At 28.1% G+C, this 23,873-nt stretch carries 21 protein-coding genes; 16 read left to right on the forward strand and 5 right to left on the reverse strand.

All coding sequences use genetic code 11. The features are described 5' to 3' along the window. Window positions 1-347 precede the first annotated feature (347 nt). Together VJI93_RS03615 and VJI93_RS03620 are read left to right on the forward strand one after the other, a co-directional pair. The gene (locus VJI93_RS03615) at window positions 348-5,150 is read left to right on the forward strand and encodes a S8 family serine peptidase (RefSeq protein WP_323999376.1); all 4,803 of its coding nucleotides are present in this window, start codon (window positions 348-350) and stop codon (window positions 5,148-5,150) included. A gap of 204 nt (window positions 5,151-5,354) precedes the next feature. Beyond that, a complete protein-coding gene (locus tag VJI93_RS03620) occupies window positions 5,355-5,792 on the forward strand; it encodes a GNAT family N-acetyltransferase (protein ID WP_323999377.1) in 438 nt (145 codons plus the stop codon). Between the two features lie 99 nt (window positions 5,793-5,891). Here VJI93_RS03620 and VJI93_RS03625 read toward each other — a convergent pair whose 3' ends face one another. Both VJI93_RS03625 and VJI93_RS03630 read right to left on the reverse strand, forming a co-directional pair. Further along, window positions 5,892-6,260, reverse strand: a complete 369-nt coding sequence (locus VJI93_RS03625; RefSeq protein ID WP_323999379.1) for a hypothetical protein — start codon at window positions 6,258-6,260, stop codon at window positions 5,892-5,894. Between the two features lie 350 nt (window positions 6,261-6,610). Then, window positions 6,611-6,757, reverse strand: coding sequence for a hypothetical protein (locus VJI93_RS03630; RefSeq protein ID WP_323999383.1), 147 nt, complete (start codon window positions 6,755-6,757; stop codon window positions 6,611-6,613). A gap of 211 nt (window positions 6,758-6,968) precedes the next feature. Here VJI93_RS03630 and VJI93_RS03635 point away from each other — a divergent pair, with 211 nt between their 5' ends. The 14 genes from VJI93_RS03635 to VJI93_RS03700 all read left to right on the forward strand — a co-directional run bounded on the left by VJI93_RS03635 (window position 6,969) and on the right by VJI93_RS03700 (window position 21,222). Further along, window positions 6,969-8,105: a cysteine desulfurase family protein gene (locus VJI93_RS03635; protein WP_323999385.1), complete on the forward strand. Its 1,137-nt coding sequence runs from the start codon at window positions 6,969-6,971 to the stop codon at window positions 8,103-8,105. Next, entirely contained in the window at window positions 8,105-9,277 is a 1,173-nt protein-coding gene (gene thiI, locus VJI93_RS03640; protein ID WP_323999387.1) for a tRNA uracil 4-sulfurtransferase ThiI, read from the forward strand. The genes VJI93_RS03635 and thiI overlap by 1 nt, the downstream gene beginning before the upstream one ends. Beyond that, window positions 9,267-10,178, forward strand: a complete 912-nt coding sequence (locus VJI93_RS03645) for a DMT family transporter (protein WP_323999389.1) — start codon at window positions 9,267-9,269, stop codon at window positions 10,176-10,178. The genes thiI and VJI93_RS03645 overlap by 11 nt, the downstream gene beginning before the upstream one ends. A gap of 51 nt (window positions 10,179-10,229) precedes the next feature. Then, entirely contained in the window at window positions 10,230-11,033 is an 804-nt protein-coding gene (locus tag VJI93_RS03650; protein WP_323999391.1) for a DUF6612 family protein, read from the forward strand. Between the two features lie 185 nt (window positions 11,034-11,218). Further along, on the forward strand, window positions 11,219-12,091 hold the full coding sequence (locus VJI93_RS03655; RefSeq protein WP_323999393.1) for a DUF6612 family protein: 873 nt from the start codon (window positions 11,219-11,221) through the stop codon (window positions 12,089-12,091). 146 nt (window positions 12,092-12,237) lie between these two features. Further along, entirely contained in the window at window positions 12,238-13,071 is an 834-nt protein-coding gene (locus tag VJI93_RS03660) for a DUF6612 family protein (protein ID WP_323999395.1), read from the forward strand. 125 nt (window positions 13,072-13,196) lie between these two features. Beyond that, complete coding sequence (locus VJI93_RS03665) at window positions 13,197-14,048, forward strand: DUF6612 family protein (RefSeq protein ID WP_323999396.1); 852 nt, start codon at window positions 13,197-13,199, stop codon at window positions 14,046-14,048. Window positions 14,049-14,089: 41 nt separating this feature from the next. Then, window positions 14,090-14,947 carry a DUF6612 family protein gene (locus VJI93_RS03670; protein WP_323999400.1) on the forward strand — a complete coding sequence of 286 codons (858 nt, stop codon included), beginning with the start codon at window positions 14,090-14,092 and terminating at the stop codon, window positions 14,945-14,947. A gap of 112 nt (window positions 14,948-15,059) precedes the next feature. Next, window positions 15,060-15,935: a DUF6612 family protein gene (locus tag VJI93_RS03675; protein ID WP_323999403.1), complete on the forward strand. Its 876-nt coding sequence runs from the start codon at window positions 15,060-15,062 to the stop codon at window positions 15,933-15,935. A gap of 174 nt (window positions 15,936-16,109) precedes the next feature. Continuing rightward, window positions 16,110-16,994: a DUF6612 family protein gene (locus tag VJI93_RS03680; RefSeq protein WP_323999404.1), complete on the forward strand. Its 885-nt coding sequence runs from the start codon at window positions 16,110-16,112 to the stop codon at window positions 16,992-16,994. Between the two features lie 218 nt (window positions 16,995-17,212). Further along, entirely contained in the window at window positions 17,213-18,070 is an 858-nt protein-coding gene (locus VJI93_RS03685) for a DUF6612 family protein (RefSeq protein ID WP_323999405.1), read from the forward strand. 398 nt (window positions 18,071-18,468) lie between these two features. Next, window positions 18,469-19,605, forward strand: coding sequence for a hypothetical protein (locus tag VJI93_RS03690; protein WP_323999406.1), 1,137 nt, complete (start codon window positions 18,469-18,471; stop codon window positions 19,603-19,605). 200 nt (window positions 19,606-19,805) lie between these two features. Beyond that, the gene (locus VJI93_RS03695; RefSeq protein ID WP_323999409.1) at window positions 19,806-20,690 is read left to right on the forward strand and encodes a DUF6612 family protein; all 885 of its coding nucleotides are present in this window, start codon (window positions 19,806-19,808) and stop codon (window positions 20,688-20,690) included. Between the two features lie 28 nt (window positions 20,691-20,718). Further along, window positions 20,719-21,222 (forward strand): hypothetical protein, encoded by a 504-nt coding sequence (locus VJI93_RS03700; protein WP_323999411.1) that lies wholly within the window; start codon window positions 20,719-20,721, stop codon window positions 21,220-21,222. A 208-nt stretch (window positions 21,223-21,430) separates the two neighbouring features. Here the strand turns inward: VJI93_RS03700 and VJI93_RS03705 are convergent, their stop codons facing one another. From VJI93_RS03705 to VJI93_RS03715, 3 genes are all read right to left on the reverse strand, one after another. Next, window positions 21,431-21,940, reverse strand: a complete 510-nt coding sequence (locus VJI93_RS03705; protein ID WP_323999413.1) for a hypothetical protein — start codon at window positions 21,938-21,940, stop codon at window positions 21,431-21,433. 256 nt (window positions 21,941-22,196) lie between these two features. After that, window positions 22,197-22,931 carry an ABC transporter permease gene (locus VJI93_RS03710; protein WP_323999415.1) on the reverse strand — a complete coding sequence of 245 codons (735 nt, stop codon included), beginning with the start codon at window positions 22,929-22,931 and terminating at the stop codon, window positions 22,197-22,199. Then, a complete protein-coding gene (locus VJI93_RS03715) occupies window positions 22,924-23,835 on the reverse strand; it encodes an ATP-binding cassette domain-containing protein (RefSeq protein ID WP_323999417.1) in 912 nt (303 codons plus the stop codon). The genes VJI93_RS03710 and VJI93_RS03715 overlap by 8 nt, the downstream gene beginning before the upstream one ends. Window positions 23,836-23,873 lie beyond the last annotated feature (38 nt).

Genomic DNA, 23,873 nt, shown 5'->3' on the forward strand with positions numbered 1-23,873 from the left:
CTACGATGCTTCACATCGGGCGGGTACCCGGGAACCTTGTTGTTTCACAATAAGAACCCCACCCTTCTACGATGCTTTGCATCGGCTGGGTACCTGGGAACCTTGTTGTTTCACAATAAGGCTAATATTTTATTTAAAAAATTAGGTTCAGTAACTAAGGATGGGGAGTAAATTTTTAAAAATACTCCCTTTTTATTTTATTTTTAGAAATATTTTTTAAATTTTATCACGTCTTCGGAAATATTACTTTAAATGGTATATACAAAACTAGATAAATATGTTATACTAATAAAGTAATATTATTTATATTACATTTATTTATTTTTACGTTGAAGGAGGATTTTTCTATGAGGAAAAGATTTTTGACTCTGATATTAACGTTTTCATTGCTACTAAGTAGTACAAGTGGAATTTTTGCTAATGAAAAAGTTAATACAGCTCCAAAAATTACACAAGCTCAAAATAAGTTTAAAGGTGACGAAAACGAAGAAAAAACTTATATTGTAGTTTTGAAAGAGAATTCGAAAGTAAATTTTGAGAGCTTAAAGACGGAAGAAGGAAAGAAAGCGAGAGAAGCACAAACTAAGGCATTAGTTAATTCTTTTAAAGCTGAACTTTCTAAAGCAGGTATAAGCTATGAAACATATTATGAATATGACTTTTTATTTGCTGGAATTGCTTTAAAAACTAAGGTTAAAAATATTGAAAAAATTTCAAAAATGGCTTCTGTTGAGTCAGTTGAAGTTTCAAATGAATTTTTAAAACCTAAAGTTGATGAATCTCAAAAGGAATTCAATGCGAAGAGAAGGGAAAGAAGCTTAGATTCAAATAATCTAATGAAGGTTACAGACGAACTTAGAAAGAAATATAATGGACAAGGTAGAGTTGTAGCCGTATTAGATACAGGTGTTGATGTAAATCATGAAATTTTAAGAGTTTCTGATGTTTCAAAAGGAAAGTTTCCAACTAAGGATTCTATGAATCAAAAGATGAAAGAAGCCGGAATTAATTATGGTAGCTGGAGAACTGACAAAGTTGTTTATGCTCATAATTACAGTACAAATGGAAAGAATGTAAAGGAAGAAATGAGAGAAGAATCTCATGGAATGCATGTTTCCGGTATTTCAGTTGGAAATCCAGAAAAAGAATATGAATTTACTCAACCAGATGGAACAACTAAGAAAGAAAGAATAATAGGAACTGCTCCTGAAGCTCAACTTATTTTTATGGGAGTTTTCCAAGGACAATCAACATTTACTCACATTTATTCAAAAGCTGTTGAAGACTCTGTAAAACTTGGTGCTGATAGTATCAACTTGAGTTTAGGTGCTCCTAACGGTTCTATCGCATCTGTTGGTAAAGCTATGGAAAAAGCTATAGCTTTCGCTAGAAAAATGGGCGTTATCGTAGCAATTGCAGCTGGTAATGACGGTCATTTCGGTGCATTTAGTGATAAACCTCCTGTTACAAATCCTGACTATGGGACAGTTGGACAACCGGGGGTTGCAAAAGATGCTTTAACTGTTGCAGCTATGTATACAGATGTTGAAAGAGTAAGAACAATAAGTATTGAAGGCATTAAAGGTGTAATAAAAACAGGAGATTTCTTCCCAGGTTATGATAGTGAAGGAGATCCTAATCCTGAACAAAACTTTGTACCTTCTGGTCAAGATTCACAAAGCTATGATATAGTTGATGCAGGTCTTGGAAATGAAGATGCTGACTATAAAGGTCAAGATGTAAAGGGTAAAGTTGTAGCAGTTAGAAGAGGTGCTAAAACTTTTGCAGACAAAATTATTTTAGCTCAAAGTAAAGGTGCAAAAGGTGTTATAATTTACAACCACGAACAAGGTGGAGAAGAAATTATAAATATGGCATTTGGAGATCAAACTAAAGATGTTAGAATTCCATCTGTATTTATAGGAAATGCCGGCGGAAAACAAATTCTTGCAAATTTAGATAAAAAAGTTAAATTCGCTAGACAATTAACAGCTCTTCCTTACGCAAAAGGTGGACAATTAACAGACTTCTCATCTTATGGATGGGCATCTGACGGAACTTTCAAACCGGATATAACTGCTCCAGGTGGACTTATTTATTCTTCAATAAATAATAATAAATATGCAACTATGAGTGGGACTTCAATGGCAACTCCTCATATTGCAGGTGCTGTAGCTCTTGTAAGAGAAAGCTTAAGCCAAAGACATCCTGAAATTAAGGGAGAACAAGAATATGACATTCTAAAAGCAATAATGATGAGTACAGCCGATCCTGTTAAGGAAGCTGGAAGTGATGATTATGTTTCTCCTAGAAAACAAGGTGCTGGTGCTATCAATGTTGAAAAGGCTACAAGTACTGATCTTTACGTAATTGACAGCAATAATAATCCAAAAGTTTGGTTAAATGATGTTGATAGTAAATTTGAAATTAATTTAAAAGTTGTAAATATTGGAAATGAAGCAAAAACTTTAAAATATAAAACTGTTTTAGGTACTGATGCTACTGAAAAAGGAAAATTTGCTTTAAAGACAAGAACTCTTGATACAATTGAAGGAAAAGAAATCACTGTTCCTGCTAAGAGTTCAGTAAATGTAAAAATAACAGTTGACGCTAGCAAATTCGATAAAGAATTAAGCCAACAAATGCCTAATGGTTACTTCTTAGAAGGTTTTGTATTCTTTGAAGATGCTAAAGACGGTGGAAAAGAAGTTAGTATAGCATTTAGTGGATTTAAAGGAAAATGGGCTAATTTACCACTTTGGGAAAAACCTATTTATGACTATGATTTTAAGAAAGAATTACCAATGTATATGAGACAAGGAAATACTTTTACAGGAAACTTTACATCTCTTGTAACTGTTGAAAATAACCCATATGCATTATCAAAACAATGGACTAACAACAAAGGAGTACAATTCAATTTTGTTGGTAGTAAAGGCGAAATTCCTCTAGGTTTTGACTCGGGTAAATTATCATTCTCAAAGGATAATTTGGCAATTTCTCCAAATGGAGATAATAACAAAGACTTTGTTGCATTTAAAGGTGTATTCTTTAGAAATGCACAATATTTAAAAGCTAAAGTTTATGATGAAAGTGGAAATCTTGTTTATGAAAATGGATCAGGTTATGCTCAGAAAAATAGCAATAACTACAATCCAAATGCTGGAAGATCTAATCTTATAACTCAAACTTATTGGGATGGAACATCTAATGGCAAGACTCTTCCTGAAGGTAAGTACAAGTATGTAGTAACTGGAAATTCTGAAGTTGGTGGTTCTGGTTTTGCTGAACAAAAATTAGAATTTGAAGTAAAAATTGACATTACTGCTCCAAAGATTGCTAAACCTAAGGTTGAAGGTAATATTTACAAACCAGAAATTACAGATAACTTAAGTGGTATTGATAAAACATTCTTAAGATATCTTGACAAAGATGGAAAAGTTAAATGGATAAATCCTAAAGATGATGGTACTTTTGAAATTCCTCAAGGAATAGATCATAAAAATATCTATATTCATACTTTTGACCATGCTGGAAATATTTCATCACTTAATTTAGATGGCTCTGAATATTCTGCACCTCAAATAAAACCACAAGATTTAGGAGCAAATATTAAACCAGTATTTAGAGTAACAAATTATAAAGACTTTGAAGGAAATCATATTGAAGGTTCAGAAAAACTTAATATGTTCCCAATTGAAATTAATTGGAGAGAAAAAGTTTCATTAAACTCTAATAATCAAGGTTGGGTTCCAATGAGCACATTCAGATATGTTAATGGATTACTTAATGTTGCTCCAGGAAGTCATAAATTCAATATAGCTGAAATTCCTGATGTATATGAACCATTAAAAGAAAAAGAAAAAGTTGTTAAGGTTGAAAAAGGTAAAGAATCAGAAGTTGTTTTTGAAACTAAACAAAAAGAAGAAAAGATTCCAAAGGGACATGGAGAAGTTAATTTCAGATTACAAATAGGTAATTATCCTGAAAACTATATGGGAGTTGGTGGAACTTATGTAATCAAAGATAAAGATGGAAATGTAGTTAATAGAGATAATCTAAAAACTTACACTAAGTTATACGAATCTCCAATCAAAGACAAAAATGGAAAACTTACAGGAGTTAATTTCCACAGAGATTTAATGACTATTTTACCTGTTGGAGAATATACTGCTGAAATTGTAACAAAAGATGATTCTTTAAAATTTGAAACAACTTCAATTAAATTTAAAGTTGAAGAAAACAAACCAAAGAGAGTAGTCTTCAAAACACAAGAAACAATAAAAGATATAGTTAATATTGCTTTTGAAGGTTTGGATAAACTTCCTGAAGGAGTAAAAGTAACTCTTGAAAATCTTAATACTAAAGAAAAAACAGAACTTCAAGAAAGTAAGTTTAACAAGAAAGTATTCTATGGTGAAGTTGATCGTGGAAAATACAGAGTTAATATAGAAGTTCCTAAAGGATATAAAGTTGATAGACCTTCTTTCGATATTACAGTTGCAAATGATAAAGTTAAAGAAATTGTAAATATCAAGAAGATGGTAACATTGACAGATAAAAATAAGAAAGTTACAGTTTCAAGCTTTGATTTAAAAGACGATTGGACTTTAGTAGCTGATGTTAAAGATAAAAACTCAGTTGAAAAATTAAAAGGTTCTGAAGCTGATTTATACGACATCTATTTCCTTGATAAAAACAATACAAAAATCAAACTACCTAAGGGAGAATATAATGTTTCTATAGTAAAAGCTGAAGGAAAGACAGCAAAAGATGTTTATTATGTAAATGAAAAAGGCGAGCTTGACAAAGAAAAATTTGAAATTAAACAAGACGATAAAAATGTAACATTTACAACAACTCACTTCTCAGGTTATGCGGTGGATTATGGCAAGGCTGAAAATAATCCAGATAATCCGGATCCACAAAAACCAGATCCACAAGTTCCGGACCCACAAAAACCAGGAGAACCGGGCAAACCAGAACAACCGGGCAAACCAGGAAAGAACAAACCAGGACAAAAAGGTTCTAAAAATAGAAAAGGGCTTTCAAGGACAAATCTTAATTCAAATATTTTAGGACTTATTGGAGTAGCGGTTATTTCTTTAGGAATAGCAGTGGTCGTAAATAAAAAGAGAAGAAGTAAATAAGAAAAGATAATTTAAAAAGTGGTTACGATGTAGCCACTTTTTTGTAATAAGTTTTTTGGAAACTTTATTATTCATCAAAGCATCGAAATAGTAGTTTTTATTATGAAGACATTTTATTTTATATTGAAAATTTTATTGCAGAGCTTAAAAAGAAATGTTATAATTATAAAAACGAGATAGAATATCAATAAAGAGAGGTAGTATATGAAAATAAAAAAAGTTTTAAAAGAAGATTTAGAAAAACTTATTCCAAGTTTTAAAAAAGCATTTAATGAAAGTGAATGGAATCAAAAATGGACAGATGAAAGTGTTAGAATTTCTTTATCCAATATTTTTGATTTTCCACATTTTTATGGGCTTATTGCCATAAAAGAAGGTATTCCGGTTGGGGCTATATTAGGACATATACAAACTTTTAATGATGGAAAAACATATTATATTGATGAACTGTTTGTTGATCCGATTTTTCAAAAACAGGGAATAGCAAAAGCGTTATATAGTGATGTTTTGAAAGAATTGAAAAAAATGGGAGTTTCCGGAGCGTTTTTTACAACTTTAACAAATTCTTCAGCATACAATTTTTATAAATCTCAAGGAGCTATACATTTGGAGGATAGTGCTGTATTTTATCATCCTTTTTAATAAATAGTATTTAAGCGATTACAAAAAGTAGTCGCTTTTTATATGGTCTTTTATAAAAAAAGTGACCTTTCGGCCACTTATTAAATTATTTACTTCTGATTAATTATCCCAATTTTTTCTTGAAAAATAAGGAAGGATTAAACCTATCAGTATAAAAATTGCTCCCATTAGAGAAAATTCATTCATATTTTTGATATATACAACGAAAAATATAATCCCTAAAATTAAGAGTTCTCCGAATATAACATAGTTTTCATAGTATTTTTCAAAATATTTATTTCTAAATATTTTAAATTTTCCTATTTTGGTAAAAAACACTAAATAGGAACTTATACAAATACAAGTTACAGCTATAATAGTAATATAAAGTTTATCCACATTTAGTAAATGTAAAAATGCAATTATAAAACCGGAAAACAATACAACTAAAAATGATTTGTATAAATCTCCTGTACTCATTCTTTTCATTTTTTATTCCCCTAATTTTTAATTAATAAAATTATTATATAAATCTCTTAAAGCACTGTTTAGTAATAAGATTGCTTATTTTATGTATCTACGATACATTTACTTTTGATTGTTTACAATCAAAAGTATGAGATTTTCGCAGTCAATTGTACTCAAATCAAAGATTTGAACAATCTTTGCGTCAGACCTACTTTTGTTTACAAGTAAACAAAGTTAGGGCTAGATTCACTACACTCTACTTCGCTATGCTTCGTTCCGTTACGGTCGAAATGACGTATAAGAGAATAATCTTCATTTGATAGATTGACGTAAAAAGTAAATAAACTTCAAATAAATATAAATTAATAAAATTATTCGTCTTTATTTTCCTTCAAATATTTATCTAATGCTTTTGAGAGTTTAAGTAAAACTATTAAGCTCATAATGCCTAATACGACTTTGAATAAAACTCCCAATATAGAAATAAATTGTATCAATTCAATATAATTGTCTTCCATAATGTCCTCCTTAAAATAATTCTCATACATTTAAACTTTAATCTGCTATATATTATTTTATATCTATATAATAACATAAAGTTTAAAATCGTGCAATAGTTTAATTTATTAAATTTAAATAACTTTTATTTAATATTGTAATTTTTTTGTTGCTTATTTCTTGATTTTATATTAAAATATTGTTAATGAAAAGAGTTTTTAAGGAGTTGTTATGATTTATTTAGATAATGCCGCGACTACAAGAGTTCGCGATGAAGTTATAGATATTATGGTAAAATATTTAAGGGAAAATTATGGAAATCCGTCATCGCTTTATGATTTTGGATATTCCGTTTCTAAAGATATAAATTCTTGTAGAGAAGTTATTGCAAAATACATAAATTGCAAGGCTGAAGAGGTATTTTTCAACTCCTGTGCAACGGAGGGAAATAATACTGCAATTTTTGGAGGGGTTTCAACTGCAAAGGGAAAAAATATAGTTTCAACAGAGATAGAACACTCTTCCGTTTTTAATGTCTATAAATTTTTAAAAGAGAAAAAAGAGATTAGATTTTTAAAATTGGATGAATTAGGCTATATTGATATTGAGAGCGTAAAAAATCTCATTGATGAAAATACTGAAATAGTTTCAATAGCCTATGTTCATAGTGAGCTTGGCATTATTCAAGATGTTGAAAGCATTGGAAAAGCTATTAAAGAAAAGAATAAGAAATGTATTTTTCATGTTGACTCCGCACAGGCTTTCGGGAAAGTCAATATTGATGTAAAAAAATCCAAGATTGATATTTTAACTTTGAGTGGGCATAAAATTCATGCTCAAAAGGGAATAGGAGCAATCTATGTAAATAAAAATATAAATTTAAGGCCTTTTGTTTTGGGTGGAGGTCAGGAAAAAGACTTTAGATCAGGAACGGAAAATGTGGCGGGAATAATGGGTTTAAAGGTCGCTACCGAATTTATGTATGAAAATTTGGAAAATAGAAAAAAATATTTGGAAAATTTAAGAGATTTACTGATTTCAGGTATTTCAAAAATTGAAAATCATAAATTTTTAACTAATAAAGACGGAGTTCCGAATATTGTAACAGTCGCTTTTGAAAATATCAGAAGTGAGGTACTTTTACATTTCTTGGAGAGTGAAAAGATTTATATTTCAACAGGCTCTGCTTGTAGTAAGGGTAAAAAGAGCAGAACTTTTGACGGAATAGGTCTTGATAACAAATACAATGACGGAGTTGTAAGGATTTCTCTTTCCGAGTTTAATACAGAAGACGAAATTACAATTTTTATTGAAAAATTAGAAAAGTATGTAAATGAAATTAGAATGATTATGAAAAGAGGAAGATAATGGATTATTTAATTAGCGTCAGCTTTGGAGAGCTGACTTTAAAGGGCGATAATAGAAAAGATTTTGAAAATAGAATTATAAGAAAGATAAAAAAGGCGATAGCAGATTTTGAAGTAGAAGAATTTTACAAGGAACAGGGAAAAGTCTATATAAAGGCTGATAGAGATCTTTTTGATGAAATGATTGAACAAATCAAAAAAGTTTTTGGGATTTTCTATATCTGCGAAGTTTTAAGAACTGAAAAAAAACTTGAAAATATAAGAGAGGCGACAAGAGTTTTAGTAAATGATTTAGGAATAAATGAAGAAAAGACTTTTAAGGTCTTTGTAAATAGAGTTGACAAGAAATTTACTCCAAAATCTCCTGAGCTTTCAAGAGAGCTTGGAGGAGTTGTACTTAAAAATTTCGGAAATCTTTTAAAGGTTGACGTTCATAATCCACAAATGCCAATTTTCGTAGATGTTAAAGAATATGTTTATGTTTATGTAAAGAGATATAAGGGCTTTGGTGGGCTTCCAATAGGCTCAAGTGGAAGAGGACTTTTGCTTCTTTCAGGTGGAATCGACAGTCCCGTTGCTGGTTTTGTCATGGGTAAAAGAGGTATGGAAATTGGAGCAATACATTTTCATTCCTATCCTTTTACAAGTGAAAGAGGAGAGGAAAAAGTTAAAGACCTTGCAAAAATACTTTCAAATTATGTTGGAAAATTTACAATGACAAGCATAAACCTTTTACCTATTCAAAAGGAAATTGCAAGTAAATGCCCTGAAAAAGAAATTACTATTCTAGGCAGAATTTTTATGATGAAAATTGCAGAAAAACTTGCGATTAAACAAAATTATCACGCTTTAATTACAGGAGAAAGTCTTGGACAGGTTGCAAGTCAAACTATTCAAGGAATTACAGTTGTGGATAAATCTACTGAAATTTCAATTTTAAGACCTTTAATTGCAATGGATAAAACTGAAATCATTGACATTGCAAGAATGATTGACACTTATGAAACTAGTATCTTACCTTTTGAGGACTGTTGTACTGTGTTTTTACCAAAACATCCGGTAACAAAGCCGAAGATTGAAGATATAAATAATAGTTTATCTCTTTTAGAAGTCGATAAACTTATTGACGAAGCATTGGCTAATAAGAAAGTGTATGAAATAAATGAACAATAATACAAAAGGATTTTTATATACAATTTTAGGTGCAATTTGTTGGGGATTTTCGGGGTTTTGTAGTGATTATTTATTTTCTGTAAAGAAAATATCTCCCCTTTGGGTTTCTCCCATAAGACTTTTGACTGCATCTATAGTTCTATTTTTTATTTCACTTTTTGTGGTTGGTAAAAAAACTTTTGAGCCACTAAAAGATAAAAAAGATATTTTAAGGCTTGTTAATTTTGGAATATTTGGACTTGTAGGAGCTCAATTTACATATCTTATGGCAATTTCCTATTCAAATGCAGCAACAGCAACAGTTTTACAATATTTAGGAGTATCATATCTAGTTATATATGTATGTATAAGAAATTTAAGATTTCCAACAAAAGTTGAATTTGTATCTTTGTTATTTGCATTAGTCGGGACATTTTTAATTACAACACATGGAAATCTAAATTCTCTTTCAATAAATTCAAAGGCGTTATTTTGGGGATTGCTTGGGGGAATTGGACTTGCAGCCTATAGTTTAACCCCCGTTGAATTACTTAAAAAATTTAATTGCTTTTCAGTTTTAAGTTATTCAATGTTTATTGGGGGAGTTTTTTTGACTTTACTTTTAAAACCTTGGACAATATCTGTTGAATTGGAATTTTTAACAACTCTTGCATTTTTAGGACTTGTTGTAATTGGAACTGTAATCTCATTTTTCCTTTTTATGAGTGGAGTTAATTTGATAGGACCAGTAAATGCTAGTCTTTTAAATACATTTGAGCCGTTATCAGCAATATTTTTTAGCGTAGTTTTGCTTAATTTAAAATTACAATTTATTGATTTTATTGGATTTTTCTTTATAATTTCAACAGTATTTATACTAAAAATAGGAGTTAAGAAGAATATTGGAAAACAGATGAGGTAACACGGCTTTGCTTTTTATTGAAAAGCATTAAAATATAGTTATACATTTATTATGGAGGTATACTATGAAAAAATTACAAAAAATATTGATGCCCTTGCTATTTCTTCAATTTCTATTGGAGCAGTTGCTTGTTCATCTCATAAGGTTACTAATGAAGAGCTTGTTAAAAAGGTTAATGAAGCCACAAAATCAGCAAAAAGTTTAAAATCTAAAAATGTAAGTACAGTAAGTATAGATGTTAATGGTAGGAAAGTAACTACAAATTTTGATTTAGAAACTGAAATGACTAAAGAACCATCAGTTGTAAAAATTAGTAGAAAGTCTGAAACATCAGGACAAACTATTAATGGTAATATGTATATTACTGGAGAGGCTGTTTATTTCCAAAATAGTTATAGTAAAGAGTGGTTGAATATTCAAAATGAAAGTTATAAAAAATCATTTGAGGCTCAAAAACCATCAGCTGATTTTGGAAATATGGTTGAACTTTTGACAGCTTTGGAAAAGAATTTTAAAATAGAACAAAAAGATTCAAACTATGAAGTTACTTACTCAGGAACCGATGATGTAGTTAAAGAACCTTTAAAAAAGATTATAGTTGCTAGTCAACCTAATTCACAAAAAGTGATTCAAAACAATATCGAATTGGAACAATTTGATGCAAAATTCATAATTGATAAGAAGACATTTAACCTAACAGAAGTTAATATAAAAACTAAAATTAAAGCTTCTATTTCAAACCAACCATTAATCATAGAAATAGATTTTAATGTTAAATATTATGATATAAATGAATTAAAAGAAATAACAATTCCAGATGAAGTTAAAAATGCTAGGGAATGGAAGAAAAATTAAAGAAGAACCTCAACCTAGCACGACATATCAGGAGGTTGCCGGAGAGCCTTGTTGTTTCACAACAAAAACTTTAACGCAGATAAATTAGACATTTATCTGCATTTTTCTTTATAAATTTTGGAGGGCTTTACTTTTATTTAAAAATATATTACTATATAATTGTACTTTTATTTAGGAGGTTTAATATGAAAAAGTTACAAAAATTTTTGATGGCTTTAGCAATTTGTTCAATTTCTATAGTAGCAGTAGGTTGTTCATCTAAAGATAACAAGGATAATAAAGATAATACGACTACTACAAGTGAGAATAATACTACAGGCGAAGATTCAAAAAATAAAAATACTGGTAAATTAACAAATGAAGAGCTTGCTAAGAAGTTTGATGAAGCCACAAAGTCAATGAAAAGTTCAAAGGCAAAAGTAAAAAATAATACGTCTATGGATTTGGCAGGTAAAAAGACAAGTACAAATATGGATATGGATGTAACAATGACTTTAGATCCGTTCGTTTTTAAAGTTGGTGGAAAGATGACAACATTGGGACGATCCGTTGATATGGATATGTATATTACAAAAGAAGCTACTTACGTTAAGAATACATTGACTAAAACTTGGCTGAAGATTGCTGATCCAACAATGAAAAGTTCATTTGAATCACAAAAAAATGTTGGAAATCTTGAAGGAATGGTAGAACTTTTTAAGTCTATTGGGGATAAAGCAAAAGTAGAAGAAAAAGATTCAGGTTATGAAATTACTTATTCAGGAACAGATGATGCTGTTAAGGAAGCATTGAAAAAAATCATGAGTTCAAGTCAACCAAAAGCGAAGGGATTGCTTGATGGGATGGAAGTAAGTAAACTTAATATCAGATATGTAATTGATAAAAAGACATTTTTCCCAAAAGAATATGAAATGACAACAACTGTTAAACTAAAGCAAAATGATAAAGAATTATCTTTTGATATGGATTTAAAAGCAAGTTATTCAGAAATTAATGAAGTTAAAGAAATAACAATTCCAGATGAAGTTAAAAATGCTAAGGAATGGAACAAGAATTAAAGAAGAACCTTATTGTTTCACAATAAAATTTTTAATGCAGATAAATTCGACATTTATCTGCATTTTTTTATAAATTTTTTGATACTTTACTTTTGTTTGAAAATATATTACTATATAGTTGTACAACAAATTAGGAGGTTTTTTATATGAAAAAAGTACAAAGAATATTAATGGCTCTTGCTGTTTGTTCGCTTTCTATAGTGGCAGTAGGATGCTCTTCTGATGAAAAGAAAAATACAACAACAGATAATACAAAAGAAAATAGTAAATTATCAAATGAAGAATTATTAAAGAAGGTTAATGAAGCTTCTAAATCAATTAAGAATTCAAAGGCAAAAGTTACAAATAAAACTAGTTTAGATGTACTTGGAAAAAAGACTGAAACTATTTTTAATATGGACATAATAGTAGGTTCTGATCCCACTATTGTTAAAGTTACAGGTAATATGATAGCATTAGGAAGAACTATTAATATAAATACTTATATTACAGAAGACGCTGTCTATGCTTTAGATCCGGAAACTAATGAATGGTTTAATATTAAAGATGAAACAACTAAAAAAGCAATGCAATCACAAAAAAACGCTTCAAATCTAGATGGAATGTTAGAAATGATGAATGCTTTGGATAAGAATTTGACAGTAGAAGAAAAAGATTCAGAATATGAAATTACTTACTCAGGAAATGATGATGCTGTTAAGGAAGCTCTAAAAAAAGCTTTAAGTAATAATCAACAAGATTTAGGTCAAGTATTGGATAATATTAAATTGGATAAACTTGAATTGAAATATAAAGTTGATAAAAAGACATTTATGCCAAAAGAGTATGAAGTGAAAACAACCATAAAATATCCTAATAAAGATAAAGAGACTGTATTTCAAATGGAGCTAAAAGTAGAGTTTTCTGAAATCAATGAAGTTAAAGGATTAACAATACCTGATGAAGTTAAAAATGCAAAAGAATGGAAAAGAAGCAACTAATCATAAAAGCAAAAGCAGATGAATTTTAATTTATCTGCTTTTTTTCTTTAAAAATATTTTTAAGTCTTTACATTTTTAAAAAAATATATTAATATATACTTGAATATTTATTTAAGGGGGATATTATGAAAAAACTCAAAAAAATTCTAATGATGTTGGCAATTTGCTCTCTTTCTGTTGTGGCAGTTAGCTGTTCTTCTGAAGAGAAGAAAAATACTACAAATGAAACAACAGAAAAGAAAGAGGCAACAGAAAAGAAAGAGGTTAAATTATCAAATGAAGAAATTTTTAAGAAAGCTACTGAAGCTACAAAATCTATAAAAAGTTCAAGACAGTTAACTGATTATAAGGAATCTATTTCTTCTGATAGGGATATGATTCTTCAAAGTATAATTATGCAAGTAACAACAAGTGAGAATCCTACTGTTACTAAACTTTTAAGTAATTTGAAGGATGATATAAAAAGTAGAGATTTTAATATGTATTTTACTGAAGATGCTTCATATGCTCAAGATTCAGAAACAAAAAAATGGTATAATGTTAAGGATGCAGGTAGAAAAAAAACATTTGAGACACAAAAAAATTCTGTAAATATTGAGGCAATTATAAAAGTTCTGCAATCAATCGAAAAGAATTTGAAAATAGAAGAAAAAGGTTCAGAATATGAAATTTCTTATTCAGGAGCAGAAGTTAATCTTAAAGATTATTTAAAACAACTTTGTTTTGTCAATGCACCTCTTACTGATAAGCTTTTTGAACTTACAGATTTAGAAAAATGTGATATAGTTTACAGAGCTGATAAGAGTTCATTTATGCCAATAGAATATACAGTTAAGATTAAAATGAAATTTAAAAAAAGTAAAAAAGAGAGTTATTATGTATTTGATTTTAAATCACAATATTATGATATAAACAATGTTGATCCAATTACATTACCTGATGAAGTAAAAAATGCAGAGGAATGGAAAGGGAAATAATTTTATTACTACATATTTAATATTTATTTATGGGGGATATTATGAAAAAATCAAAAAAATATTTAATGGCATTAGCAATTTGCTCACTTTCTGTTGTTGCCATAGGCTGTTCTTCTAATGAAAAGAAAAATACTGCTAATGATACAAGTGAAACAACTGACAAGAAAGAAAACAAATCAAGTAAATCATCAAATGAAGAAATAGTAAAAAAAATTACTGAAGCTACAAAATCAATAAAGAGTTTAAAACAAAAAACTGAATTTAAAACTTCTTTTGATGTAAATGGTAGTAAAAGAGAAACTGCTATGATTGTGGATATAACAACAAGTGATAACCCTACTATTACTAAACTTGCAAGTACACCTATTAACTTCAAGGGGAAAAATAGTATGATGATGTATTTTACTGAAGATAATTTTTATGGCCATGATGCTATAACAAATGAATGGGCTAATATTAAAGATGAATACGGCAAAAAACTTATGCTATCACATAAAGAGGCTTCAAATATTGAATGGTTAATCGAACTTATAAATTCTGTAGAAAAGAATTTGAAAGTCGAAGAAAAAAATTCTGAATATGAAATTTCTTTTTCAGGAGCTGATGATTCTATTATAAATTATTTAAAAAAAGTAATGGTTATATTTATGAATGAAAATTCTATAAATCAATTTCTTAACGATGCGAATGTAGAAAAATTTGAGATTCTTTATAAAGTTGATAAAAAGACATTTATGCCAAAAGAATATACTGTTGAAATTTATACAAAATCTAGTAAAGTCAAAAAAGAAAGGTATTTTGTAGTTTCTGTAAACGGAGAATTTTCTGATATTAATAAAGTTAGCCCGATAAAAATACCTGATGAGGTTAAAAATGCAGAAGAATATACAGGAAATTAAATTTTTAAGCAGATAAACCAATGTTTGTCTGCTTTTTATGTAATATTTAAGTCTTTACTTTTTTAAAAAAATATATTACTATATAGTTAAATATTTATTTATGGGGGATATTATGAAAAAATCAAAAAAAATTTTAATGGCATTAGCAATTTGCTCACTTTCTGTTGTTGCCATAGGCTGTTCTTCTAATGAAAAGAAAAACACTTCAAATGAAACAACAGAAACAACTGAAAAGAAAGAAAATAAAGAAACAAAAGAAGATAAAACTGAAAAATTATCAAATGAAGAAATAGTTAAAAAACTAACTGAAGCTTTTAGTTCAATTAATAGTTCGAAGCAAAAAACTGAATTTAAAAATACTTTTAATTCATTTGGTCGTAAAGCGGAAACAACTTTAATTATGGATGTAATAACAAGTTCTAATCCTACTATTTCTAAAGTTTCAAGTACAATGATTGATTATGAAAGTAAAGATAGTACAACTATGTATTATACAGAAGATAAATTTTATGCTTATGAATCTAGAACAAAAGACTGGTATAATATTAAAGATGAAAAAAGTAAAAAACGAATGTTATTACATAAAGAAGCTTCAAATATTAAAGGAATTATAGATTTTATAAACTCTATAGAAAAGAATTTGAAAATAGAAGAAAAAGATTCGGAATATGAAATTTCTTATTCAGGAGCAGATGATTCTATTAAGGATTATCTAAAAAAAATAATGATTTTATTTTTGAAAGAAAAAACTCAAAATAAGGTTAATAATCTTCTAAATGTAGAAAAAATTGAATTATTTTATAAAATTGACAAAAATACATTTATGCCGAAAGAATATACTGTTGAAATTAATTTAAAAATTGTTAGAAACGGAGAAGAGAATGTTTTTAAAATAAATGTAAAGGGAGAAATTTCTGATATAAATAAAGTTGAACCGATAAAAATACCTGATGAAGTTAAAAATGCTAAAGACTATACGGGTAAATAAAATTTTAAGCAGATAAACTGATGTTTATCTGTTTTTTATTGTGAAATAACAAGGTTTCTAAGCACTACCCGATGTGGTATATTATGGGGTTCTTATCTAAAAAAGTATTAAAGTATTTACTTTTTTTAAAAAATATATTACTATATAATAGTACATTTATTAAGGAGGTTTAATATGAAGAAGGCACAAAAAATTTTAATGGCTCTTGCCTTTTGTTCTCTTTCTGTAGTGGTGGTAGCCTGTTCATCTAAAGATGATAAAAATAAAACTACTACGACAGATAATAAAGATAACTTAAAAAAAGAAGAAGAAAAAGGAACTAAAGTAGATAGTTCAGAGTTTCTTCAAAAATATACAGAAGCTATCAAAACAGTAAAAAGTTCAAAGGCAGTAGTTGAAAAAAAACAGACAGTAAATGGTGAAAATGGAACATCTGTTTCCACTGTAACTATGGATATGGCAATGTCTGATAATCCAACTATTATAAAAATTTATCGTACTAGTTTAAGTTCTGGAAATAAAAAGACAGAGAATGAACAATATATTACAGATAGTACAATTTATAGTCAACATTATAAAACTAAAGAATGGTCAAAAGCTACTTTTGAAGCTCTTAGAAAGCTAAATGATGGAAGAAGAGACCTTGTAAATTATAAAAATGCTTTAGAATTTTTGACAACTGTAAAAGATAATTTGACAGTAATACAAAAAGGTTCGACTTATGAAGTTACTTATTCAGGAAATGATTCTTCTCTTGGAGATTTAATTTCGAAAGTACTAATTTACATTGATAAGAGTGCAGAAAAGTTACTTAAACAAGTAAAACCTACTAATTTTGAATATAAATTTATAGTAGATGCAAAGACATTTTTACCAACAGAATTTTATATTAAGGCTAAATATGATTACTACGAAAAGGGACAAAAAGTTGATGGACTTGGTATGATTGAAGAAATATCAGCAAAGTATTCAGATGTAAATAAGGTTGAAGCTATAACAATTCCTGAAAATGTTCTAAATGCAAAAAATGCAGATCCAAATTTGCCTAGTTTACCTTAGGCAAATTCAAATCCAGAATAATAAATGACAAAAAAGCAGATTATATCTGCTTTTTTTATTGTGAAACAACAAGGTTCCCGGGAACCCACCCGATGCGAAGCATCGTGGAAGGGTGGGGTTCTTATTGTAAAGTATTCTTGCTGAGATTGATATTAAAACTTTACATTTTATTAAATATATATTACAATATAGTTATACATTTATTAAGGAGGTATGTTATGAAAAAAATACAAAAAATATTGATGGCTTTAGCTATCTGTTCAATTTCCATTATATCCGTAGGATGTTCATCTAATGATAAAAATAATGAAAATGGTACTACTAATAATACTAACGAAAATTCAAATGGTAAATTATCAAATAAAGAGCTTATTAAAAAGATAACTGAAGCTTTAAAAACTGTAAAGAGTTCAAAAGCAACCGTTCAAAGTACAGTAAATTTAAATATGGCAGGTCAAAAAGCAGAAGTATCTTCACAAATTGAAATGACATCAACTTATGAACCTTTTGTACTTAAAATCGTAGGAAAGGCTAAATCTTTTGGACTAGAACAAGAAAATAACATGTATATTACAAAAGAGGGTACTTATGTTCAAAATGCAATAACTAAAGAGTGGGTGAAAGCTAATAATGAAGTAGCAAAAAAGCAAACTGAATCACAAAAAGATCCTACAAGTTTTGATACAATGTTAGAAATAATGAATTCTGTTGAAAAAAATCTAACAGTAGAAGAAAAAGATTCATCTTATGAAATTTCTTACTCAGGAAATGACCAAGCTATTAAGGAAATTTTGGAAAAAATTTTATCTAAATCTGGGGTTAATAGACAACAAAGCTTAGCAAAATTCTTTACTAATATTAACCTAGAAAAATTTGAAGCAAAATTTGAAATCGATAAAAAAACACTTTTCCCAAAAAGCTATTCTATGAAAGTAAGTATGAAAGCTGGCGAAAATGAAAAGCAAATGAGTTTGGATATGGATTCAAAAACAGAATTTTCAGAAATCAATCAAATTAAAGAGATAGTTTTACCTGATGAAGTTAAAAACGCAAAAGAATGGAAAGGTAATAACTAAAAAGTAAAAACTAAAATGCAGACATTAAAGCTTGTCTGCATTTTTTATTGCGAAGCAACAAGGTTCCCGGGCACCCAGCCGATGCGAAGCATCGAGGAAGGGTGGGGTTCTTATTATAAAATAACAAGGCTATCGTATATCAAATAAAAATACTGCCCCCAAATTTAGAAAAATGATTTAGGAGATTTTGTATAAATCAATTATATTTTAAAAGTATTGATAAAAGAAAAAATATATGTTACTATGAAAATGATAATATATATCTTTATAGTTATCAAATGTTTTTGTGAGAGGTAAGAATTATGAATTATAAAAATTATCATAGATACAAAAATGGAGACAGCATTATAAAGTAATGGATATTCTTATTATTTAAATAGATAATTAAAGGAGAAAAAATGATAAAAACAAGAAAAAACATAGTTATTTTAGCTTTTAGTTTAGTGATTATTTCTGGATTGTTTCTATTTTGGAAATTACAAAAAAAAGATAAAATATCAAATCAAAATGCAAATGGGGCAAAAATAACACAAGAGCAAAGAAATAAACTTGTCTTTGGAGTTGTAAAGACTACTAATTTCACAAAAAAAACTACTATATTGGGTTATGATAAAGATTTGAATTTGATTGCAGATGTAGATTTTCCCTTTAAAAATGTAGGACATTTTGCTAATCATACTACCTTTAATAAAGAATCATATTTTGGACAGGTAATTGGGCATGAATATAATCATGAGGGAAAAGAAATTTTAGAAGTTAATTTAAAAGACTTTTCGTATAAAACTTATGAAGTTGAACGAGCCGGTCTTTATACTATTGCAGAAAATAAGAAAAATGTTTTTGGAACTACAAACTCAAATGGAGTTTCATATATTACGGCAACAAGTAAGGATGAAGGAAAGAAAAAAACGATAGAGCTAAAAGCTGAGTATATTTCTGCGAGTTTTGCAAATGAAAAACATTTATTTGTAATTTCCTCTAAAGATGATCTTACTAAAGAAAGTAAAATAGGAGAAACTTTTTTGTATATCTACAATAATGAATTAGAACTTGTAAAAAAAATTGAACTTGAACAATATGAATATTTTAGGATAAGTAAGATAGAAAATAAATATTATTTTGCTAATTCTGAGAATTCTGAAAATAAAAATTTTATGTATGTTTTTGATGAAAATACATTTGATTTGAAAAAAATTGATTTGCAAACTAAAAATGTTGTAGATGTTACAATTTCAGGAGATTATTATATTTTAGGAAGTGCTAATTCTGAATCTCCACATAAAGGAGGAATTACTTTTAAAAATATAAAGACGGGAGAGGAGATATTTCATAAATTAGAGCCTGGAGCAGATAGAATGTTTAAAGTTGATAATTATCTTTATGTTCTTCATGAATATGAGAATAAAAATCCTACTATAGCAAAGTATGAAATAAATGGAACAGAAATAAAAAAAATCAAAGAGGTGCCGTTAAAGATTGATGATGTACCTAATGATAATCAATTTGTAACAGGAATGTTTCTGTTTGACAAGTAAATTTTATAATTAATCTTTAATAAAAAATGCAGACATAAGTTTGCATTTTTTATTGTGAAATAATTTTTTTAATATTGTGATTTCCACAGTCAATTGTATTCAAATCTTTGATTTGAATAATTTTTCCGTCAGAAATACTTTATATTTACATTTTATACTAAATGTATTACAATTTAACTATATATATTTTGGAGGTTTATATGAAAATAATAAAAAAAATTCTACTAATTTTTTCAATTTGCTTATTTTTTACAGTAGCCGTTGGCTGTTCATCTAAGGTTGACAATACTAAAAATGAAGAATTAGTTAAGAAAGTAATAAAAGCCACAAAATCAGTAAAAAGTGCAAATGCAAAAATTGAAACTAAACAAAATTTTATAAATTCAGATCAAAATATGAACTCAACAATAACTCTTGAAACTTCGATGACCACTGATCCATCCATTGTAAAAGTAAGTCGTAATACACAAAGAAATGGGCAGAAGTTTGAGAGTATGTTGTACATTACAGATGACACTGTTTATATAGAAGATGTTAAGAATACAAGTTGGAAGAGGGCTACAAATGAAAAGCTTAGAGAAGGATACAATCTTAAACGAAAACTTACAAACTTTGAAATGGTAACTGAATTTTTAACTGTTATTCAAAATAAGATAAAAATAGAAGAAAAAAATTCAAATTATGAAGTAACTTATTCAGGAAGTGAAACTTCTGTTAATAAAATCTTTACAAAAATTCTGAATTCTGTCCAAACAGGTACAGAGGAATTAAGAAAGCAGTTGCTTATAGAAAATCTTGAAGTAAAATATATAATTGATAAAAAGACCTTTTTACCAATAGAATGTGAAATAAAAGCTAAATTTGCATATTTTAAAGATGGGCAAAGAGTTATTTCCGTTTCTTTAGATGAAGAATTTACAGCAAAATATTTTGACATAAACGAAGTTAAAGAAATAACAATACCTGAAGAAGCAAAAAATGGAAAACTAATTGAATCTGAAGTATCGTATAATAAGAACCCCACCTTTCCACGATGCTTTGCATCGGGAGGGTACCCGGGAACCTTGTTGCTTCGCAATAAATAAAAAATTATCGAAAAGGAGTTAAAATCTGATGTATATTCTGGAAGGTATTGCAAAAGCAATAGGATTAGTCGTTTTAATATCAATTTTAATGTTCTTTGCAAAGAAACCAACAAAAGAAAATAAATTTGAAGCAAAAAAATACATAAAATGGATTATTTTAATAGAAATTATCTTGATTTTTTATGTAATACTAATACGATTATATTTTGGATACAGCTTTCTTTCTTACACTTTTGTTATTGGAATAATCATATCAGCAACTACAGCTTATAGACTTATGGTTTATATTAGAGAAAAGGCTTGGATATGGTTTTTTAAAAAATATGGAGATTATAGTAAAGGAAAAGCTCCATTATACTACTTTAAATATCATCTTTACAGTCTCTTTTTTGGAGAAAAAAGAGGTCATTACCTTCTTTTTGGATTTGTTGAGATAATACTTATACTATTTCCAATGGTAATACTTTCTAACTTACTAGCTTTTCTAATTTCAAATTTGATTTTAGGAAATGGCTGGAGTATTGTTATATAAACAAGCAAAGTTGTGGCTAGATTAACTTCACTCAACTTCGCTTAATTTCGAAAGAAATGACATATAGACATAAAACTTTAATTAAATGTTTGACGTAAATATTAAAAAACTCTAAAAATTATTATAAATTGTATAAGAAGCAAAAAGCTCATTTAATATAACTTCGCAAATCTAAAATAGTATTATGTTGATAAATTTAACATCTTAGTTAATTCAAAAGATGTAAAATAAAAAATGAAACCGTAGTAAAAATTAGTGCTACAATACTCATCATTACACAACCTTTTAAAAATCCAATAAAGTGAAATTTGTAATTTTTATTTCCATTATAGTTCTCAGTTTTTGGTAGCACAAAATATTTGAATGATAAAAGACAAATAAATAGCCAATCAATAATTACTAAATCAACTATATTCCAAGTCATACAGATAATCCATAAGTGAATAAATATTTTTCTAAAAGATAATTCTTGTCCTCTATATTCCAATATTGCAAATACAATTAGTAATCCAAAAATTATGACAAAGCTAGTAGCTGCAAATATGATTCCTAGTTTTTTGTGTTTTTTTGATGGTTTTTGTATATTTGCAATTTCTCTTACATCTTTTGGGTAATCATGTTCAATAGTAAAAGGGAATACTCTAACAGATATAGATACCATAATTACCCAAATAATTGACCAAATAATTGACTCTACAAATATTATTTTTATATCCAATAATACTTACCTCCTATTATCTTGATTATACCATTTTTTTTTATTATTTTATAGATTTAACTGACGCATTATATATTGTTTTTGTAGTAATATTTCTATGAAAATACTAATTATTTGACTTCCTTATTTCATTTTATACAAACTAAAAAGCGACTAAGAGGGAAATCTTAATCGCTTATAATAATATAATTGTTTGGTAGCAACATTTTATATTATATTTTCTATTTTATATTTTAATAAAAAAAGACAAAAAGTCTTATTTTATTTCTTGTTTTTGGAAAATTAAAATACTTAAAGCTGAACAAACTATAATCCAAACAAACATTGCAATTATAAATGTTGTGGTATTTGCTGCAGATGCAGCACCGTCAGTGATTGATACTATATAACCAGGAAATACTTTTGATATATTTAGTTTGTCTTTAAAAATTAAAATTTGAAGTAACTTAACAATTATTGCTAAAAGTATATTTACACCTATTGAAACCGCAATAGCAATTCCTGAACCTCTCACTATAAAAGTAATTAGTGTATAGAGTGAAGCAAGGGCAAATAGAGAAAGACATGCGATAGCTGATAATTTAAATAATTCACTAAACTCTTTAGATGAGATTGAAGTTTTTGTTAATAAGGTAATTGCAATTAAACCCGAAAGCACTAAAACAGCTGTAAAAGTTATAGCTAAAACAAAATTCCAAATTAACTTTGAAAGTACTATTTCATATCTCTTAATTCCTTTAGATGCAATGTTTTTGATGGTTCCTGTTTTAAAATCATTTCCAACAAATATACATATCATTATTGCAAAGAGAAAATCTAAACTGGAAGGATTTGTTATAGTTCTAACTCTTTTAAAAGGTAGACTTCTTCCACTAACTGTTGAGAGTGCGAATATTGCAAAAAAAACTAAAATCATAGTAATCAATAAGCAAACCCACCAAAATTTTGATTTTTGCAATTTAAATCCATCATATTTAAAAACTCTATTCATGTTTACCTCCTATAAGTTCCATAAAGTAATCTTCTAAATCAACATTTTTAAAGCCATAAGAAGTTGGAATTACTCCCTTTGCAGTTATTTGTTTTAGAATATCATCTGAATTTTCTTCCTTGGAGATTGTAAATTTACATTTTTCGCTATCCAATGAGTAATTTACATTACTTTCTTTTAAGAATTCTTCTGTAGTTTGAACATCATCTTCTTTAACTCTTATTTCAAAGCCATCTTCTGTTTTTTCATCAAGCTCTTTAGCAGTAAATTCTTTAATAAGTCTACCTTTGTCTATAACGCCATATCTTGTAGCCAATTTATGAAGTTCTCCTAAAATATGGCTTGAAACTAAAACAGTAATACTCTTTTCTTTATTTAATTTTAAAATTAAATTTCTAATATCTCTAATTCCTTCTGGATCTAGTCCATTTGTAGGTTCATCAAGTACTAAAAATTCAGGATTTCCTACAAGTGCAAGAGCTATTGAAAGTCTTTGCTTCATACCAAGAGAAAAATTCTTAGCTTTTTTCTTACCTGTAGATTCAAGTCCAACAACCCTAAGCAAATCGTCAATTTCGGAATCGCTAAGTTTAACTCCTACAGCTTTAGACTGTGCAATTATATTATCTTTAGCAGTCATCTTAGGAAATAATGCGGGATTTTCTATAATACAACCCGTTTTATCTCTTCCCTCACTTAGATTGCTTGAACCAAAAAGTTCGATATCTCCACTTTGTCTTTCGCAAAGGCCTAGTAAAATTCTGATTAATGTAGTCTTACCAGCACCGTTTCTTCCAATAAATCCGTAGATATCTCCACGTTGGATACACATATCGACATTATCTACGGCTCTTGTTTGGCCAAAAGTTTTAGTAAGACCTTTTATTTTTAAAATATCGTCCATAAAAACCTCCTTATAAAGTTCCTGACTTTATTTTAACA

The sequence above is a fragment of the Parvimonas sp. M20 genome (assembly GCF_035282425.1).
In the GTDB taxonomy this organism is placed as follows: Bacteria; Bacillota; Clostridia; order Tissierellales; family Peptoniphilaceae; genus Parvimonas.

Coding starts and splice junctions, on each gene's coding strand:
- VJI93_RS03615 (WP_323999376.1), top strand. CDS start 348: ATGAGGAAAAGATTTTTGACTCTGATATTAACGTTTTCATTGCTACTA.
- VJI93_RS03620 (WP_323999377.1), top strand. CDS start 5,355: ATGAAAATAAAAAAAGTTTTAAAAGAAGATTTAGAAAAACTTATTCCA.
- VJI93_RS03625 (WP_323999379.1), bottom strand. CDS start 6,260: ATGAAAAGAATGAGTACAGGAGATTTATACAAATCATTTTTAGTTGTA.
- VJI93_RS03630 (WP_323999383.1), bottom strand. CDS start 6,757: ATGGAAGACAATTATATTGAATTGATACAATTTATTTCTATATTGGGA.
- VJI93_RS03635 (WP_323999385.1), top strand. CDS start 6,969: ATGATTTATTTAGATAATGCCGCGACTACAAGAGTTCGCGATGAAGTT.
- thiI (WP_323999387.1), top strand. CDS start 8,105: ATGGATTATTTAATTAGCGTCAGCTTTGGAGAGCTGACTTTAAAGGGC.
- VJI93_RS03645 (WP_323999389.1), top strand. CDS start 9,267: ATGAACAATAATACAAAAGGATTTTTATATACAATTTTAGGTGCAATT.
- VJI93_RS03650 (WP_323999391.1), top strand. CDS start 10,230: ATGGAGGTATACTATGAAAAAATTACAAAAAATATTGATGCCCTTGCT.
- VJI93_RS03655 (WP_323999393.1), top strand. CDS start 11,219: ATGAAAAAGTTACAAAAATTTTTGATGGCTTTAGCAATTTGTTCAATT.
- VJI93_RS03660 (WP_323999395.1), top strand. CDS start 12,238: ATGAAAAAAGTACAAAGAATATTAATGGCTCTTGCTGTTTGTTCGCTT.
- VJI93_RS03665 (WP_323999396.1), top strand. CDS start 13,197: ATGAAAAAACTCAAAAAAATTCTAATGATGTTGGCAATTTGCTCTCTT.
- VJI93_RS03670 (WP_323999400.1), top strand. CDS start 14,090: ATGAAAAAATCAAAAAAATATTTAATGGCATTAGCAATTTGCTCACTT.
- VJI93_RS03675 (WP_323999403.1), top strand. CDS start 15,060: ATGAAAAAATCAAAAAAAATTTTAATGGCATTAGCAATTTGCTCACTT.
- VJI93_RS03680 (WP_323999404.1), top strand. CDS start 16,110: ATGAAGAAGGCACAAAAAATTTTAATGGCTCTTGCCTTTTGTTCTCTT.
- VJI93_RS03685 (WP_323999405.1), top strand. CDS start 17,213: ATGAAAAAAATACAAAAAATATTGATGGCTTTAGCTATCTGTTCAATT.
- VJI93_RS03690 (WP_323999406.1), top strand. CDS start 18,469: ATGATAAAAACAAGAAAAAACATAGTTATTTTAGCTTTTAGTTTAGTG.
- VJI93_RS03695 (WP_323999409.1), top strand. CDS start 19,806: ATGAAAATAATAAAAAAAATTCTACTAATTTTTTCAATTTGCTTATTT.
- VJI93_RS03700 (WP_323999411.1), top strand. CDS start 20,719: ATGTATATTCTGGAAGGTATTGCAAAAGCAATAGGATTAGTCGTTTTA.
- VJI93_RS03710 (WP_323999415.1), bottom strand. CDS start 22,931: ATGAATAGAGTTTTTAAATATGATGGATTTAAATTGCAAAAATCAAAA.
- VJI93_RS03715 (WP_323999417.1), bottom strand. CDS start 23,835: ATGGACGATATTTTAAAAATAAAAGGTCTTACTAAAACTTTTGGCCAA.